Origin of the sequence: Bogoriella caseilytica (genome assembly GCF_003752405.1) — a bacterium.
In the GTDB taxonomy this organism is placed as follows: Bacteria; Actinomycetota; Actinomycetes; order Actinomycetales; family Actinomycetaceae; genus Allobogoriella; species Allobogoriella caseilytica.
Genome location: NZ_RKHK01000001.1, coordinates 1,268,098 through 1,284,148 on the forward strand (window position 1 = coordinate 1,268,098; position 16,051 = coordinate 1,284,148).

Genomic DNA, 16,051 nt, shown 5'->3' on the forward strand with positions numbered 1-16,051 from the left:
GCACAATGCCGGCCGCTCCCAGATGGCCGCCGGCTACCTCTCGGCTCTCTCCCAGAGCGCCGTCGGGGTGCGTTCTGCCGGCTCAGCGCCCGCCGATCAGCCCAATCCCATGGCGGTCGAGGCCATGGCCGAGGAGGGCATCGATATCCGGGACAACCGGCCCACGATCCTGACCACCGAGGATGTCCGGGCTTCCGACGTCGTATCACCATGGGCTGCGGCGATGCCTGCCCGATCTTCCCGGGCAAGCGTTACGAGGATTGGGCCCTGGAAGACCCGGCAGGCCAGGATCTCGAGTCCGTGCGCCGGATCCGCGACGAGATCCGCGAACGTGTCGAGGTGCTGCTGTACGAGCTGCTCGCCGCAGAGGTGCCGTCATGAACGCGACGAGCGCGACCGCTCCCGAGGGTCGGCAGCCCTGAGTTGATCGAGTTCGAGCCGGTAACCCACACCGCGCAGGTTCTGAATCACCCCGCTCACTCCGGCGTCCGCCAGGCGGCGCCGCAGGCGCGTGATCGCCGGGGGAAGCGAAGACGGCGCGACCGGCGAGTTTCGCCACACGGCGTCGCGCAGTTCCTCGGGGGTGAGCAGCTCTCCCCCGCGCTGGGCCAGGGCGTGAAGGAGGATCAGATCGCGCGGCCCGAGATCGAGCCGCCGGCCATGCAGGCGCGCCTCGAAACGGCTCGCATCCACCATGAGCGGCCCGATCTCGATCCGCTCGGGAGCGCGTTCCGCGGGCTTGAGGGCGGCGAGCTGCTCCAGCAGCTCCTCGATCCGGTACGGCAGCTCCAGAACCGGGCGCGCTCCGGCCACGATGACTTCGGTGGCGTCCTCGACATCGCCGGTTCCCAGAGCGAGGAGCACGGGCCGGCGCAGCTGATCCCGGAAAGCGAGCACGGTGCGCACCGCGTCGGCAGCGGGCACCGCGCAGGAGAGGATCAGGACATCCGGATGCTCCTCACCGGCGGCGGCGAGGGCGTGGAAGGGTTCGTGGTGGACGCTGACGTCCGGGCCGGCCTCGCGGATCGCCTGGGCCACGGGGGCGTCGTCGCTCAGGTGCGGGTCGAGGAACATCACGGACTGCGCCCGCCCGTGACGGTGCCAGGCCCGCACGAGGTCCAGATGACGCGCAGCGGCCGCCCGGTCGGGCGCCCGGGGTGGCTGCGAGCCGGACGGGAGGGCGGTCATGGCGGCGGTCTCCGATCAGACCCGGTGTGCCTTCGACGCACGGGAACCGATGTAGCGGGCGATCACGGTCAGGACCAGCACGATCACCAGGAGCGAGAGCGCCCCGCCCCACGCGCGTTCGATGCCGGGAGCGAAGGGCTGACGCGCACCGTTGTAGATCTGCAGTGGCACCGCGCCGATCGCGGTGTTGAAGAAGTCGGTCACGATGTTGACGTTGCCGAAGGCCGTGAGGATCAACGGGGCGGTCTCGCCGGTTCCACGCGCCACGGCAAGCATGATCGAGGTGGTCAGGCCCGGTGCCGCCGCGGGCAGCACCACCCGTGTGGTGGTCTGCCACTTGCGCGCCCCGAGGGCAAAGGCTCCCCGGCGCATGTCCGTCGAGACCGTCTTGAGCACCTCTTCGGAGGAGCGCACCACGATCGGAAGCATCACGATGGCGATGGCCACCGCGCCGGTGAATCCGCCGAAGCTGATCACCTGCCCGGTGCCGAGCACGAGGATCGCGTACACCGCCAGGCCGATGAACACCGACGGGATTCCAGTCATGACGTCGGTGACGAAACGGATGAGCGTGGAGAACGCGCCCTTGCCGTAGTCCACCAGATAGATCGCCGCCGCCAGCCCCAGGGGGACCGCGATGCCGATCGCCATCAACATCATGATTCCCGTGCCGACGAAGCCGGCCGCATAGCCGCCGCCCTCACGCGCCGGTGGGCTCTCGCGCTGGGTGAGGAACTCCCAGGAGATCACCCCGGCGCCCTCGCGGACGACCTCGACCAGGATCAGGACGAGGGGAACGGCGGCCAGGGCCATCAGGAAGGTCAGGACGGCGCGGGTGACGGCATTCTTGCGCTTGCGCCGACGCGCATTACCGTCCTGGACGGTCAAGCTGGTATGGCCGGTGGGTGACGAGGACGACGAGGTGGTGCTTTCAGTCACGTAGGTCACAGTGCATCCCCAGCTGAAGCGGATCGGGCGAAGCGCCACACGATGAGTCGTGCCACCACGTTGACGACCATGGTCAACAGGAAGAGCACGACGCCGACGCCCATCAACGCGGTCAAGGTCTCGGGTGAGGCGTCCTGGAAGGTGGCGGCGATGTGGGCGGCGAGGGAATCGCCGGCGAAGAAGAGCCGGTAGCCGGCTCGCTGCGATCCGCCGATGAGCATGAGCACGGCGATCGTCTCGCCGAGCGCGCGCCCCAGGCCGAGCATCGTGGCGCCGACGATGCCGCCGAAGGATCGTGGCAGGACCACCCGGGAGAGCACTTCGCTCTTGGTGGCGCCCAGCCCGTAGGCGGCGCTCACCTCATCCGGCGGGGTGGCCGCCATCACCTCGCGAGTGATGGCGGTGATGATCGGCAGGATCATGATGGCCAGCACCACACCGGCATGGAAGTAGTTCGTGTTCGGGACCGATCCACCGAAGAGCGGGATGAAGCCGAGGGTGCTGTTCAACCAGTTACTGAAGGGGTGCAACACGTTGGGCACGAACCAGAGCAGGCCCCACAGCCCGAAGATGATGGAGGGCACGGCGGCGAGGATCTCCACCGAGTACGACAGCAGAGTGCGCGCGCGCTTCGGGGCATAGAAGGTGATGAAGAGAGACACGCAGATCGCCAGCGGGAGGGCGATCACCACCGCAATGCTCGCGGTGACCAGAGTGCCCCAGATGAAGGGCCACGCACCGTAGGTTCCGGTGAACTCGTTGCGGGCGAATCCGGCCTGCCATTCCGTGCCGAAGATGAAGTCGAAGAAGCCCTGGTACACGAAGACCGGGTAGGCGTCGTAAACCGTCCGGATCACCATGGCGCTGAGAATCGCCAGCACACTGGCACCGGCCAGGATCAGGAATCCGGTGAAGAGGCGATCGGCGTACTGACCGAAACCGCGGGTGCGCAAGGCGCTCTTCGGCGGTTGCTCTCGCGTGGTGGTGCTCATCCTTGTCCCATCGCTTGGGTGCTGGGCGACGACGCCCCCTGAGGGGCTGGAGGGCCGGGGCGGGCCGTGGCCCGCCCCGGCTGTCTGACTCAGTCCTCGGAGTTGATCCGCTCGATGGCCTCGGCGACGCGGGGCCGCAGGCCCTCACCGAGCGGGGCGTAGCCCAGCTCCATGGCGAGGTCGATGGCGACCTCATCCTGGGTGGCCCAGGTCCAGTAGTCCTTCAGCATCTCGGCGGTGTTCTCGTCGTAGCCGCACTCGTAGGCGAAGATCCAGTTGGCGCCCACGATTGGGAAGCCCTCGCCACCCACACCGAGAATGTCGAACTGGAAGTTGTCCGGGATTTCGAGGACCTCGAGCGCCTCGGTGGTGGCCTCCAGGGTGGCCTGCACGGCGTTACCGTCCTCGTTCACCACTGCGGCGGTGGGCAGGTCGTTCACGATCGCATAGGCCTGGTTGACGTAGCCGATGCCACCAGGGTTCTGTTCGGTGCCGGCCGTCACGCCCTCGTTGCCCTGACCGCCGATCGTCTCGGCCGGCCACTGCACCTCGGTGCCCGAGCCGAGCTCCCAGTTGGGGGCTGCATCCTCGAGGTACGTGGTGAAGACCGAGGTGGTGCCGGAGCCGTCCGAGCGGTGCACCGGGATGATCTCCATGTCCGGGAGATCCATGTCGGGGTTGAGCTCGGCGATTGCCGGGTCGTTGTAGTTCGTGATCTCGCGCTGGTAGATACCCGCAATGGTCTCGGCGTCGAGCACTAGGCCCTCGAACTGGTCGTCACCGAAGGCGATGGTCACCGCACCGAAGAGCACCGGGAACTGGATGGCGTCGCAGCTGCGACCGTCAGCGGCCTCCGCGAGGTCCTCTTCGCGCAGGTAACGCTCGGAGGAGCCGAAGTCCACGGTCTGGAGCAGGAACTGTTCGATGCCACCGCCGGAGCCGATGGACTGGTAGTTGATCTGCACGCCGGGCTGCACGTTGCCGGAGTACTCGAAGGCCCAGTCCTGGAAGACCGGGTTGGGGAACGTGGCGCCGGCGCCTTCGAGGTTGCCGGAGAGCTCGCCACCCTCGTTGTCGTCGCCGTCGGCGTTGTCGTCACTGTCTGTGTCGTCGTCGGGGTTGTCGTCCGTAGCTTCGGTGCCGTCCACGTCGTCGCCGGGCGCGGTGTCGGACGGGCCATCGTTCCCCGCGCAAGAGGCGAGGGTGATGGCGAGGACCGACGCCGCGGCGATCGACGCGATACGGGGCTTGATGATGCTCGTGCTCATGGGTGTTCTTCCGTCTCTAGGATTGACAGCAGGCTGGAGCTGGCTGGTGGGGGACGTCACTCAGCCGAAACGGCCGGTGATGTAGTCCTCGGTCCGCTTGTCGGACGCATTCGAGAAGATCGTGCTGGTGAGGTCGTACTCAACGAGGGCGCCGGTGCGCTCGCCCGCCTGGTCATCGATGTCGACCGTGAGGAAGGCGGTCCGGTCGGAGACGCGGGCCGCCTGCTGCATGTTGTGCGTGACGATGACGATCGTGTATTCGTTGCGCATCTCGCGCATGAGGTCTTCGATCTTCAGCGTGGCGATGGGGTCGAGTGCCGAGCAGGGCTCGTCCATGAGGATCACCTCAGGGCTGACGGCGATGGCACGTGCAATGCACAGGCGCTGCTGCTGGCCACCGGAGAGCGAGAATCCGGAGTCCTTCAGCTTGTCCTTGACCTCGTCCCATAGGAAGGCCTTGCGCAGGGACTCCTCCACGAGGTCGTCCATGCTGCCGCGGTGACCGTTCAGCCGCGGGCCGAACGCGACGTTGTCGTAGATGGACTTCGGGAACGGGTTGGGCTTCTGGAAGACCATGCCGATCCGGCGGCGCACCTCGACGGGGTCGACCTCTGGGGCGTAGATGTCCTCGCCGTTGTAGCGGAAAGTACCGCCCACACTGGCACCCGGAATGAGGTCGTTCATCCGGTTGAAGGACCGCAGCAGCGTGGACTTGCCGCAGCCACTGGGCCCGATGAACGCGGTGATCTCCCGCCGCGGGATGTCCATGGAGACGCCCTTGACCGCGGTGAAGGACCCGTAGCGAACCGAGGCGTCCTGCAGTTCGAAGACGGGGACGCCGGCATCCTGCGAGGCGCCGGCCTCCGGCTCCCGTGCAGTGACCTGAATGCCCGGGTGGCCTCCGCCGCCCGCGTTCTCCGGGTGGGGGCTGCGTCTCATGGATGACTCCGATCGTGCCTAGCGGGGTGGCCGGGTGGCCACAACGACCGGGTCAATAGAGCCAGCTGTACGTGAATGTGCGGTGAACGCCAGCAATCGTGAGGATGGCTATCTTGAGACTTCTCGCTATCGCTCGATGCGGACGGCTGCTCGCCGTCCGCAGGCCGGCCGATCCGCCCGGCTACCGGAAGCGGTAGCCGGCCCCAGGCTCAGTGAGGAGGTGCCGGGGGCGTGCCGGATCGTCTTCCAGCTTGTGGCGCAGTTGTGCGAGGTAGACCCGGAGATAGTTGGTCTCCCGCGCGTACTGCGGGCCCCAGACGGTCTGGAGCAGCGCTTGCTGCGAGACGAGCGCCCCGCGGGCGCGCACCAGCACCTCGAGCATTCGCCATTCCGTCGGCGTCAGGTGGACCTCGTCGCCATCTCGCTCCACCCTGTGGGCCGCGAGGTCAACCGCCAGATCGCCGGAGCGCACTGTGTCTGAGGCAGGATCGCTGCGGCGCAGCAGAGCTTCGATCCGCGCCAGGAGCTCCTCCACGCCAAAGGGCTTGGTGACGTAGTCATCGGCTCCGGCACGCAGGGCGTGAACCTTCGTGGTCTCGGCGTCCCGCGCGGAGAGCACCAGGATCGGCGCCCGGTACCACGGGCGCACAGTCTCCACCAGATCGAGGCCGTCGAGATCGGGCAGGCCCAGATCGAGGACGACGAGGTCCGGTTGCTGCTCACGCACGGCGGACAGCGCGCTCCGCCCGTCGGTGACGGCGCGGACCGCGTAGCCGTGCGCTTCGAGGACGATCACGAGTGTGCGCACGAGTGCCGGGTCATCCTCGACCAGAAGCAACCTGATCATTGCTGCACCACGGGCATCTCCAGAGTCATGGTGAGCCCGCCGCCTGGAGTGGGGGACGGGAACACCCGGGCGCCGGTGGCCTCCGCCAGGCCCCGTGCGATGGCCAGTCCCATGCCCGCATGCCCGCCGGCAGAGCGATCGTGCAGCCGCTGGAGAGGCAGGAACATCCGGTCCCAGTCCTGCTGGGGGACTCCTGGCCCGTGATCGACGACGGCGAGGCGGACCAGGCCGGACTCGCGCGGCTGTGCCCCCGGCCCACCGGCGGGTTCGGCCGCGATCGCGGCGGTGATCTCGACAGCGCTCTCGTCAGGTGAGAAACGCCGGGCGTTGTCCACCAGGTTGTCCAGGATGCGCTCGAAGAAGCCGGCGTCCCCGCAGACGTCGGGCAGACCCTCGGGCAGGTCCACGCGCACCGCCGCACGCGGATGGCCGGCAACCGTGTGCGCGACGAGAGCCGCCACCTCCACCGACTCACGTCGGGTGACGTGCCCACCCGACTGCAGGCGGCTCATGTCGAGCAGGTCGCTGACCACCCGGGTGAGGCGATCCGCGGACTCCTCGACCGTCTCCAGCAGCGCCTCGCGCTGGTCGGGCCGCCAGGTGACGCCGCGCTGACGCAGGGCGCTCGCAGCCGCCTTGATCCCCGCCAAAGGGGTGCGGAGGTCGTGCCCGACCGCAGCGAGCAGCGACGTCCGGACTGCGTCGGCGGTGGCCAGCTCCCGGGCGTGGGCATCCTGCTCGGCCAGCCGGTCGCGGTAGGCGGCCCGCTCCCGCGAGGCGAACTCGACCACGAGGCTGACGATGACGGCGATCACCACGAAGACGACGAGCTCGAGGACGGTGTCACGGTCATCGATGTGGAGCGTGTAGTAGGGCTGGGTCAGGAACAGGTTGGCCGCTGCGAAGGAGAGCAGCGCGGCGCTCACGCCCGGCAGGAAGCCGCCGACGGCCGCGATGGCCACCACCAGCAACAGGTACACCAACAACAAGCTTCCCAGCGCCAGTTCCTCGCGTAGCACCAGGGCACCGGCCGTCACTATCGGCAGGCCGGCGACGATGCCGACCACGGCAGCGACGCGTCGAGCACGGGAGAGCCCGCCCCCCGGGCTGTCACCGCGCAGCAATCTCTGGGCCACCCCATAAGAGTGGCACGTAGCCGCGGACCGGCCAGGCGGGGCACCACCGATGTAGGCCCCTGGTGGCAGATCTTGACAGGATCCTGACGCCGGAAAGGACGCTCAACCGCTCAGCCGGGGGCTTCGGACTCCTACTCTCGGATCGACATGCTGCGAGCACCGCACCGGAACATCCGCCACCGTCTCTCGCCGCCCCGCCTGGGGTGGAAGGAACGGGACCGGCACGGCATCGATCCGCGCCGTCCCGTGCAGGTCGTGGTCCTCGCCTTCGCCATCAGCATCGCTGCCGGCACGTCATTGCTGCTGCTCCCGATGGCCTCAACGGATGGCACCACAGTGCTGCAGGCCTTCTTCACCGCGGTCTCCGCCATCTGCGTGACCGGGTTGATCGTGGTCGACACTCCCACGCATTGGTCCGTGTTCGGCCAGGTGGTGATCATGGCGTTGATCCAGGTGGGTGGGTTCGGGGTGATGACCCTGGCCTCAGTGCTCACCTTGGCCGTTTCCCGGCAGCTGGGATTGCACAGCCGGCTCGTCACCACCGCGTCAACCCGCGGGGTACAACTCGGTGAGATCCGCGGTGTGCTGGTGCGCGTGTTCTGGACAACGGTCGCCGTGGAGCTGGCGGTGACCGCGATACTGGCGCTGCGGTGGAGCCTCGGTTACGGCGAAACTCCGGGCCGGGCGCTCTGGCTGGGACTCTTCCACTCGATCTCGGCCTTCAACAATGCCGGCTTCGCCCTGTTCTCCGACAGTCTGATGCCTTTCACCGCTGACGGGTGGATCGTGCTGCCCATCGCCGGGGCCTTCCTGCTCGGCGGTCTCGGCTTCCCGGTGCTCATCGAGCTGTACCGCCAGCACCGGCGACCGCGCCGGTGGAGCCCGCAGACCAAGCTCACGCTCCTGGCCACCGCGGTGCTTATCCCTGCCGGCACTGCCTTCGTCCTGGCCACTGAATGGGCCAACCCGGCCACGCTCGGCCCGATGAACGTGGCGGAGAAGACCTTGGCGGCCTTCTTCCAGGGTGTCACTCCGCGCACCGCCGGGTTCAACAGCCTCGAGATCGGCGAGATGAACACGGGGACGTGGCTGGGAATGGACGTTTTGATGCTGATCGGCGGTGGTTCCGGCGGGACGGCCGGTGGCATCAAGATGGCCACGGTGGCGCTGCTGGGCTTCGTCATCTGGTCCGAGTTGCGCGGCGACCAGGACGTCACGGTCTTCCGCCGCCGTGCCTCGGCCCGCAACATCCGCGAGGCGGTGACGGTGGCGCTCCTGGCGATCGGCGCGGTGGCTGGCTCCACCCTGGTGGTCGCACTGAGTTCGCCGTTCAGCCTCGACGAGATCCTCTTCGAGGTGGTCTCGGCCTTCGCCACCGTCGGGCTCTCCACCGGTATCACGGCCGAGTTGTCCGGGCCCCACCAGCTTCTGCTGTGCGCGCTGATGTTCCTCGGCCGCCTCGGGCCGATCACCTTGGGCACGGCGCTGGCCATGCGCGAGCGGAAGCAGGCCTTCCGCTACCCGGAGACCACCATGGTCATCGGCTGAGTACGGCTCGCGGCCGATCTCCACCGGGCGTTCACCGGCCCGCCGTACGGTTCACCCATGACGTCCGGCCAGCCCCACTCTTCCGCGCCTTTGGCCACCGGAGGCTCGGTGAGAGAGGTCTTCACGACCTTCCTCGGCCTGGGCCTGACCTCCTTCGGTGGCCCGGTGGCTCATCTGGGCTACTTCCGCACCACCTTCGTGGAGCGGCGTCGGTGGCTGACCGACCGCGCGTACGCCGATCTCGTCGCGCTGTGCCAGTTCCTGCCCGGCCCGGCTTCGAGCCAGGTGGGCATGGCGATCGGGCTGCACCGGGCGGGGATGCTCGGGCTCCTGGCGGCCTTCCTGGCTTTCACCCTGCCCTCCGCCGTGATCCTGGTGGCCTTCGCTTTCGGGATGCAGGCGGTCGGTGTGAGCCCGGATGCGGGGTGGCTCGCCGGATTGAAGGCCGCCGCCGTCGCGGTGGTGGCTCATGCAGTGCTCGGCATGGCGAAGAATCTCGCCGTCGGGCGCGAGCGGGCGACCATCGCCGTGGCGGGCATGATCCTGGCCCTGCTCATCCCGAACGTGTACGGACAGGTGGGCGTCATCGTGCTGGCCGGGCTCGCCGGACTGGCCTGGCTCCGGCCCGCATCGCCGGAGCACGATGGGCACGAGGGCACGGGAGTAGCCGGCGCCGATCAGCTGCACGTGCGCCTCGGCCGGCGCGCGGGGTCCGTGTGCTTCGGGCTCTTCCTCGCCCTGCTCGCGCTGCTGCCGGTGCTCGCCGGCGCCACGGAATCCGGCGCCGCACGGTTGGCGGACTCCTTTTACCGGGCCGGGGCCTTGGTCTTCGGCGGCGGGCACGTGGTGCTCCCGCTGCTGCAGGCCGAGACGGCGGGCTTGGTGGCGCGCGAAGACTTCCTCGCCGGCTACGGCGCCGCCCAGGCCGTGCCCGGTCCGCTGTTCACCTTCGCCGGGTATCTCGGCGCGAGCACCGAGGGCGCGGTGCCGGGTGGGTTGGCCGGAGCGAGCATCGCGCTCCTGGCGATCTTTCTGCCGGGTGCGCTCATCCTGCTGGCCGCGTTGCCCTACTGGGAGGCCCTGCGCCGGGCTCCGCTGGCCCAGCGCACCCTGGCCGGCGTCAACGCCGGCGTGGTGGGCCTGCTGGCCGCCGCACTGTATGACCCGGTCTTCACCGCCGGAGTCCTCGCCGTCGACGTGCCGGTGCGTGCGTTGGCGATCGCCGTGGCCGCTTTCGTGGCACTGAGCGCCTGGAAGGCTCCCGCCTGGGCCGTGGTGATCGCGGCGGCCCTGCTCGGCTGGGCGGTTCTCTAGCCCCGCCCCTCGCGCGGCCACTCCGTCCTCGAGTAACCCGTTCCCACCGATTGTGCTCACGAAACGTCGTTCTCAGCGGCGCACTGGGCTGCCAGAGCGACGTTTAGCGAGCACAATCGACGGAGGTGAGCCTTAGGCGTGGTGGCCCAGACCGCGTGCGACTCTGGCGTCGTGGAAGGATCGCGGGGTGACCTTCGGAGCGCTGCACCACCTGGAGATCTGGGTGACCGACCTCGACCGCGCGGAACAGAGCCTGGGGTGGCTCCTTACCGAACTCGGATACCGGGAGTTTGATCGCTGGCCGGAGGGGGTCTCCTATGCCATGGGTGCCACCTACCTGGTGCTGGAATCCGGTCCCGATGTCAGTGGATCGCACGACCGCAGGCGAGCGGGGGTCAACCACCTCGCTTTCCACGGCGGACGCCCCGAGGAGGTGGAGCGCCTCGCCTACAAGGCGCACCAGCGCGGCTGGACCCTGATGTTCGCGGACCGGCACCCCCACGCGGGCGGGGCCGGGCACTACGCTGCCTACCTGGAGAATGCTGACGGCTTCGAGGTCGAGCTCGTCGCGGACACTCACTGAGCCGGGAGGGCTGAGCACGTCACGGCGTTTCACCGCTAGATCCGGTGCAACCTCGAGCCTGTGCGCTGCCGCGAACGCTCACGCCACCGGGGCGACCGGCTGCTGCAGTTCGACGACGAAGTCCTCCGGATCGCCGGACTCGTCGGCACGCAGGTAGAGCTCCCGGCACGGCGCATTGGGCTGGCTCCCCCGGGCCACGGCTTCGCTGTGCAGGGCCTGCCAGCTCAGGGGGATGCCGCTGATCTCGCCGATGTGCACCCCGCAGACGGCGGTCTCCACGGCCGGCAGATCCACGCACTCGAATCCCTCGCGCACGGCCCCGCCGTAGACATAGCCGGCGGTGATCTTCATGCCGTCCTCGGTCATTTCGTAGACGGCGATCGGGGTCTCCAGCGCGCCCTGCTCACCACCGATCACCGCGGCCACACCGTCGAAGAGGGACTCGACGGTGGGGCCCATGGGTTCCCCCTCGGGCACGACAGCAACGCGCGCGGCCAGGCGCACGGGGCGCAGCGACTTGGTGACGATCTCGATTGCGGGCATGTTCTTCTCCTTCTCGATCAGGCGGAGCCGCCGCTCCACGTCGGCCAGGCGTTCCGCGGCGAGTCGGTACTCGCGTTCGACCTCAGCACGCCGGGCCCGGAGCAACCCTTCGAGCCGACCGAGATCGGCGCCCTCATCCATCAGCTGGGCCACGGTGTCGATACCGAAACCGAGTTGACGGAGCGCCACCATCCGGTGCAGCCGCTCAAGCTGCGCGGGATCATAAGAGCGATAGCCACTGAACGCATCAACGTGAGCAGGTACGAGCAGACCGACCGCGTCCCAGTGCCGCAACATGCGGTGGGTGACCTGGCCGATCTGCGCGAAGGCTCCAATGGACAACATCACGACAGTTCTCCCGCCTGCCACAGTGTCAGGGTCAACCCGAGATCAGCGCCGCACCCCCTGGGCTTCTCCCACCCCACGCTAGCCTGGTCTTCCGTGCCCTCCGCTCACGCTTCCCCGCCGCCGCACTCCGTCCCGCCGGCTCCCACCGCGGACCAGAACTTCGGAGTCCTGCAGACGCTCCGCTCACAGCGCAAACTCGGCGTCGAGATTCTCGCCGGGCTGGTGACCGCCCTGGCGCTCATCCCGGAATCGATGGCCTTCGCGATCATCGCGGGGGTCGATCCGCGCATCGGTCTGTACGCCTCGGTGATGATGGCCCTCACCATCGCCGTCGTCGGTGGGCGCCCCGCCATGGTCTCCGGCGGCGCCGGTGCCACGGCGCTGGTGATCGCGCCGCTGGTGGGCTCGCACGGCGTGGACTACTTCATCGCCGCGGTGATTCTCGCGGGCCTGATCCAGGTGACGCTCGGTGTGCTCGGCGTGGCCAAGCTGATGAGGTTCATCCCCCGCTCGGTGATGGTCGGCTTCGTCAACGGCCTGGCCATCCTCATCTTCTCCTCGCAGTTCCCCGAACTGATCGGGGTTCCCTGGCTGGTCTACCCCCTGGTGGGCCTCGGCCTGGTCATCGTCTTCGTCGTTCCCCGCCTCACCCGGGCCATTCCGGCCCCCTTCGTGACCATCGTGGTGCTCACCGCCATCGCGGTGGCCTTCGCGGTGAACGTGCCGACGGTGGCCGACCGCGGCGAACTCCCCGACTCCCTGCCCTCGCTGTTCATCCCCGATGTGCCGCTCAGCCTGGAAACCCTCCAGATCCTCTTCCCGTTCTCCCTGGCCATGGCTTTCGTGGGGCTGCTCGAATCGCTGATGACCGCCAAGCTCGTCGACGACCTCACCGACACCCGCTCGAACAAGGTGCGCGAGTCCTGGGGCCAGGGGGTGGCGAACATCGTCACCGGCTTCTCGGGTGGCATGGGCGGCTGCGCCATGATCGGCCAGACCATGATCAACGTGAAGGCCTCGGGCGCCCGTACGAGGATCTCCACCTTCTGCGCGGGATTGTTCGTGCTGATCCTGGCGGTCTCCCTCGGCGGGATCGTGGGCCGGATTCCCATGGCCGCCCTCGTCGCCGTGATGATCTTCGTCTCCGTCATCACCTTCGACTGGCACTCGATCCGGCTCTCCACGCTGCAGCGCATGCCGAGGTCGGAGACGGCGGTCATGGCGGTCACGGTCGCGGTGACCGTGTGGACGCACAACCTGGCCTATGGCGTGGGTGCCGGGGTGCTGGCCGCCATGGTGCTGTTCGCACGCCGGGTGGCGCACCTGACCTCGGTGACCCGCCTGGATGCCAGCGACGCGGACGACCAGCGGGTGTACGCGGTGGAGGGGGAACTGTTCTTCGCCTCCTCGAACGACCTGATCTACCAGTTCGACTACAGCGGCGATCCGAGCAACATCGTCATCGACGTCTCCCGGGCCCACATCTGGGATGCCTCCTCCGTGGCCGCACTCGACGCGGTCCAGCGGAAGTACGAGTCACGCGGCAAGACCGTCACGATCCGTGGCATGAACCGGGACAGCGCCGCCCGTCACGATCGGCTCAGCGGGCAGCTCGGAGAGGAGTAGGCGCCAACTCGGAGAGGGCAACGCCCAGCTCGGCTCAACGCTCGGGGCGCACCAGGCCGGACTCGTAGGCGGCAATGACCATCTGCGTGCGGTCGCGAGCGCCGAGCTTGCTCAAGATGCGACTGACGTGGGTCTTGACGGTCTGCTCGGACAGGAAGAGTTCGCCGGCGATCTCGGCGTTGGACCGCCCGCGCGCCACCAGACCCATCACGTCGAGCTCCCGCTCGGTCAGGGCCGACAACTCCGCGCCGGGGGCGGAGCGCTCCGGGGGGCGCGCGGCATAGTCGGCGATCAGGGAGCGGGTCACCTTCGGGGACAGCAGCGCCTCGCCACGAGCCACTACGCGCACGGCATGGACGAGTTCTTCGGGAGGGGAGTCCTTGAGCAGGAAGCCGCTCGCGCCGGCGCGCAGCGCGGAGAAGACGTACTCGTCGGCGTCGAAGGTTGTCAATATGATCACCCGGGGAGGGGTGCCCGGCATCGCTCCGATCGCGCGGGTGGCGTCGAGGCCGTTGACCTTCGGCATGCGAATATCCATCAGCACCACGTCGGGGCTGGTGCGCCGGACTAGGTCGACGACGTCCGCCCCATCCTCGGCGGTGCCGACCACGGTGATCCCGGGTTGCGCACCGAGTAAGGCGGCGAAACCCGCGCGGATCATGGACTGATCGTCCACGATCGCCACGCGCACCGATTCGTCGCCAGCAGGATGAGAGATCATGGGTCCAAGCTAACCGCGACCGGCTTCCCTGGCCGACCAGAACCGGATCTCCCTCGCAGGTAGGGGGCGCGCATGGCTCCCAGGAGGGACGCGTGGCAAGACGGGGAGAAACTACCGTTCCCTCCATGGGCCAGCTGAGCAGTCCCTCGCGCATGCGGACTCTCGCGCGCGACTACCTCTACGTGCTGCCCGGAATGCCGCTGGCCCTCGCCAGCGTCGTGCTGCTCGTGCCGCTGACGGCTCTCTCCCTGGGGACCTTCGTCATCTGGGTGGGCGCCCTGCTCATGCCGCTGACACTCCTGCTGGCCACCGGACTTGCTGACCTCTCCCGGCTGCGTCTGCGTGCCTGGGGGCAGGAAATCTCCCCCGCGCACTACAAGCCCACCACGAAGAGCTTTGCGGGGTTCCTGAGGGTGATGACCGATCCACGCCGCTGGCTGGATCTGGTTTTCGAGACGCTTGTGGCCCTTCCGCTCCGACTGACGTCCTTCGTGGTGGCGCTCACCTGGACCGCGCTGGCAGTCGGGGGCCTCACCTCCTGGTTCTGGAAGCTCTTCCTCCCGGGCGAACCCCACGCCGAGTCGGGCTGGCCATTGCTGGTGCGCGAGATCGCTCCGCGGATGGTCCCGCAGAGCGATGTCGGGATGTACCTGCTCGATTCCGCCATCAACCTGGTTCTCGGCGCGCTCGCGCTGCTCTCCCTGCCCTGGGTCATCCACGGCCTCGCCAGGTTCGATGCGTTGATCGCCCGCGCCCTGCTCAGTGGCAGCACATCGAAGCAGGCGCCGGATCACCTGGGCCGGATCCCGCACGCCGCGCTCATCCTCACCGTCAGCCCGGCTGGCTGGGCGTGGGTGGGAACCGGGTTCGCCGCCGTGGTGCTGCTCGCCATCTCGTGGCCGGTGCTGGCAACGATCCATGGCGTCCACCCGGCCCTCGCCATGGTGCTCGCCATCTCCCAGGGCGCCGCCCTGGTCCTGACCGTGCGGCGGCCGACCGCGGCCACGGCGATGGCCATCCTGGCAGCGGCGGGCACCATGCTCGCGAGTGCCAGCTCCATCGGCCACGGCACCTGGCCCTGGCCTGTGACGAGCTTGATCTCCTACTGCCTGGTGATCCTGGCCCTGGCCCTGCGCCACCACTGGCTCTGGGCGGCGGCGGTCTGGTCGGCGAGCACGGCGCTGACCGCTGGCGCCTTCGTGTTGATTGCCGGCGCGATCCCCCACGGCGGTCTGGCCAATGGCATCGTCGTGGTTTCCGTCGGCGCTGCCGTGGGGCTACTGGCGGTCCTGGGCCGGATGTGGGTGAAGAATCTCGGCCGCGCCGAGCAGGCCGAGCGGGTCAGCGCCGAAGAGCTCCAACGCCGTCGCGACCTGGAGGAGCGCAACCGCATCGCCCGCGAATTGCACGACGTCGTGGCCCACAGCATGTCGGTGATCAACGTTCAGGCGACCACCGCGCAGTACCGCAAGCCAGGCATCGACCCGGAGATCCAGCAGGAGTTCGACGACATCGCCCAGTCCTCCCGGCAGGCACTCAGCGAGATGCGCTCGCTGCTTGCGCTGCTCCGCAATGACGAGGCACCGACCGCCCCCATGCCGACCATGACCGATGTTCCAGATCTGATCGAGGCCACGCGCGCCTCGGGTGCGGAGATCAGCTACTCCGGCACGGATGACGAGGTCTCCCCGACCGTCGGTCTCACAGCCTTCCGCGTGATCCAGGAAGCGCTCAGCAACGCTCTGCGTCATGCCCCCGGGGCGGCCGTGACCGTGACCGCGAGAAGCGAGGCCGAGGTCCTCATCATCACGGTGGCCAATTCCAAGCCGCTGAGCGTCGTGGAGGCCGCGCCCGGTTCCGGCTTGGGACTAGCCGGCATCCGTGAGCGAGTGACGGCCCTGGGCGGCACCGTCCAGGCCGGGCCGCGCCTGGGTGGCGGGTTCCGGCTCCGGGTGCAGATCCCGATGGACCACGCCCACCACGCCGGCGACCCCCTACCGGAGTAGGGGGCCCGGAATGGCTCTTGCGAGTGACGCGCACGGGCCAACCA

15 protein-coding genes are annotated in these 16,051 nt (G+C 68.5%); 6 read left to right on the top strand and 9 right to left on the bottom strand.

The genetic code is table 11. From position 1 onward, the window contains the following. Positions 1-22: 22 nt before the first annotated feature. A complete protein-coding gene (locus tag EDD31_RS05670) occupies positions 23-427 on the top strand; it encodes an arsenate-mycothiol transferase ArsC (protein ID WP_425453723.1) in 405 nt (134 codons plus the stop codon). Here EDD31_RS05670 and EDD31_RS05675 read toward each other — a convergent pair. The 7 genes from EDD31_RS05675 to EDD31_RS05705 form a co-directional block, all read right to left on the bottom strand. After that, positions 376-1,188, bottom strand: coding sequence for a winged helix-turn-helix transcriptional regulator (locus EDD31_RS05675; protein WP_123303301.1), 813 nt, complete (start codon positions 1,186-1,188; stop codon positions 376-378). The two genes, EDD31_RS05670 and EDD31_RS05675, sit on opposite strands and share 52 nt — an antisense overlap. Positions 1,189-1,203: 15 nt before the next feature. Beyond that, positions 1,204-2,127, bottom strand: coding sequence for a phosphate ABC transporter permease PstA (gene pstA, locus EDD31_RS05680; protein WP_123305184.1), 924 nt, complete (start codon positions 2,125-2,127; stop codon positions 1,204-1,206). Between the two features lie 5 nt (positions 2,128-2,132). After that, positions 2,133-3,128 (bottom strand): phosphate ABC transporter permease subunit PstC, encoded by a 996-nt coding sequence (pstC, locus tag EDD31_RS05685; protein ID WP_123303302.1) that lies wholly within the window; start codon positions 3,126-3,128, stop codon positions 2,133-2,135. A gap of 89 nt (positions 3,129-3,217) precedes the next feature. Continuing rightward, positions 3,218-4,396, bottom strand: a complete 1,179-nt coding sequence (gene pstS, locus EDD31_RS05690; RefSeq protein ID WP_123303303.1) for a phosphate ABC transporter substrate-binding protein PstS — start codon at positions 4,394-4,396, stop codon at positions 3,218-3,220. A gap of 60 nt (positions 4,397-4,456) precedes the next feature. Then, a complete protein-coding gene (gene pstB, locus EDD31_RS05695) occupies positions 4,457-5,335 on the bottom strand; it encodes a phosphate ABC transporter ATP-binding protein PstB (RefSeq protein ID WP_123303304.1) in 879 nt (292 codons plus the stop codon). 181 nt (positions 5,336-5,516) lie between these two features. Further along, positions 5,517-6,182 (bottom strand): response regulator, encoded by a 666-nt coding sequence (locus EDD31_RS05700; protein ID WP_123303305.1) that lies wholly within the window; start codon positions 6,180-6,182, stop codon positions 5,517-5,519. Beyond that, positions 6,179-7,318 (bottom strand): ATP-binding protein, encoded by a 1,140-nt coding sequence (locus EDD31_RS05705; RefSeq protein WP_123303306.1) that lies wholly within the window; start codon positions 7,316-7,318, stop codon positions 6,179-6,181. The genes EDD31_RS05700 and EDD31_RS05705 overlap by 4 nt, the downstream gene beginning before the upstream one ends. A 147-nt stretch (positions 7,319-7,465) precedes the next feature. Between EDD31_RS05705 and EDD31_RS05710 the strand changes: the two genes are divergently transcribed. The 3 genes from EDD31_RS05710 (at position 7,466) to EDD31_RS05720 (ending at position 10,763) form a co-directional block, all read left to right on the top strand. Then, positions 7,466-8,866, top strand: coding sequence for a TrkH family potassium uptake protein (locus EDD31_RS05710; RefSeq protein WP_123303307.1), 1,401 nt, complete (start codon positions 7,466-7,468; stop codon positions 8,864-8,866). 57 nt (positions 8,867-8,923) lie between these two features. Then, a complete protein-coding gene (gene chrA / locus EDD31_RS05715; protein ID WP_123303308.1) occupies positions 8,924-10,180 on the top strand; it encodes a chromate efflux transporter in 1,257 nt (418 codons plus the stop codon). Between the two features lie 187 nt (positions 10,181-10,367). Further along, a complete protein-coding gene (locus EDD31_RS05720) occupies positions 10,368-10,763 on the top strand; it encodes a VOC family protein (RefSeq protein ID WP_123303309.1) in 396 nt (131 codons plus the stop codon). A 78-nt stretch (positions 10,764-10,841) separates the two neighbouring features. Here the strand turns inward: EDD31_RS05720 and EDD31_RS05725 are convergent, their stop codons facing one another. After that, positions 10,842-11,651 (bottom strand): MerR family transcriptional regulator, encoded by an 810-nt coding sequence (locus EDD31_RS05725; protein ID WP_123305186.1) that lies wholly within the window; start codon positions 11,649-11,651, stop codon positions 10,842-10,844. A 96-nt stretch (positions 11,652-11,747) separates the two neighbouring features. Between EDD31_RS05725 and EDD31_RS05730 the strand changes: the two genes are divergently transcribed. Further along, positions 11,748-13,280: a SulP family inorganic anion transporter gene (locus EDD31_RS05730; protein WP_425453691.1), complete on the top strand. Its 1,533-nt coding sequence runs from the start codon at positions 11,748-11,750 to the stop codon at positions 13,278-13,280. Positions 13,281-13,314: 34 nt separating this feature from the next. On the opposite strand, the gene EDD31_RS05735 is transcribed toward EDD31_RS05730, so the two are convergent. Beyond that, entirely contained in the window at positions 13,315-14,001 is a 687-nt protein-coding gene (locus EDD31_RS05735) for a response regulator (RefSeq protein WP_123303310.1), read from the bottom strand. 125 nt (positions 14,002-14,126) lie between these two features. On the opposite strand from EDD31_RS05735, the gene EDD31_RS05740 reads away from it, so the two are divergent. Then, positions 14,127-16,007, top strand: a complete 1,881-nt coding sequence (locus EDD31_RS05740; protein WP_123303311.1) for a sensor histidine kinase — start codon at positions 14,127-14,129, stop codon at positions 16,005-16,007. Positions 16,008-16,051: the final 44 nt, after the last annotated feature.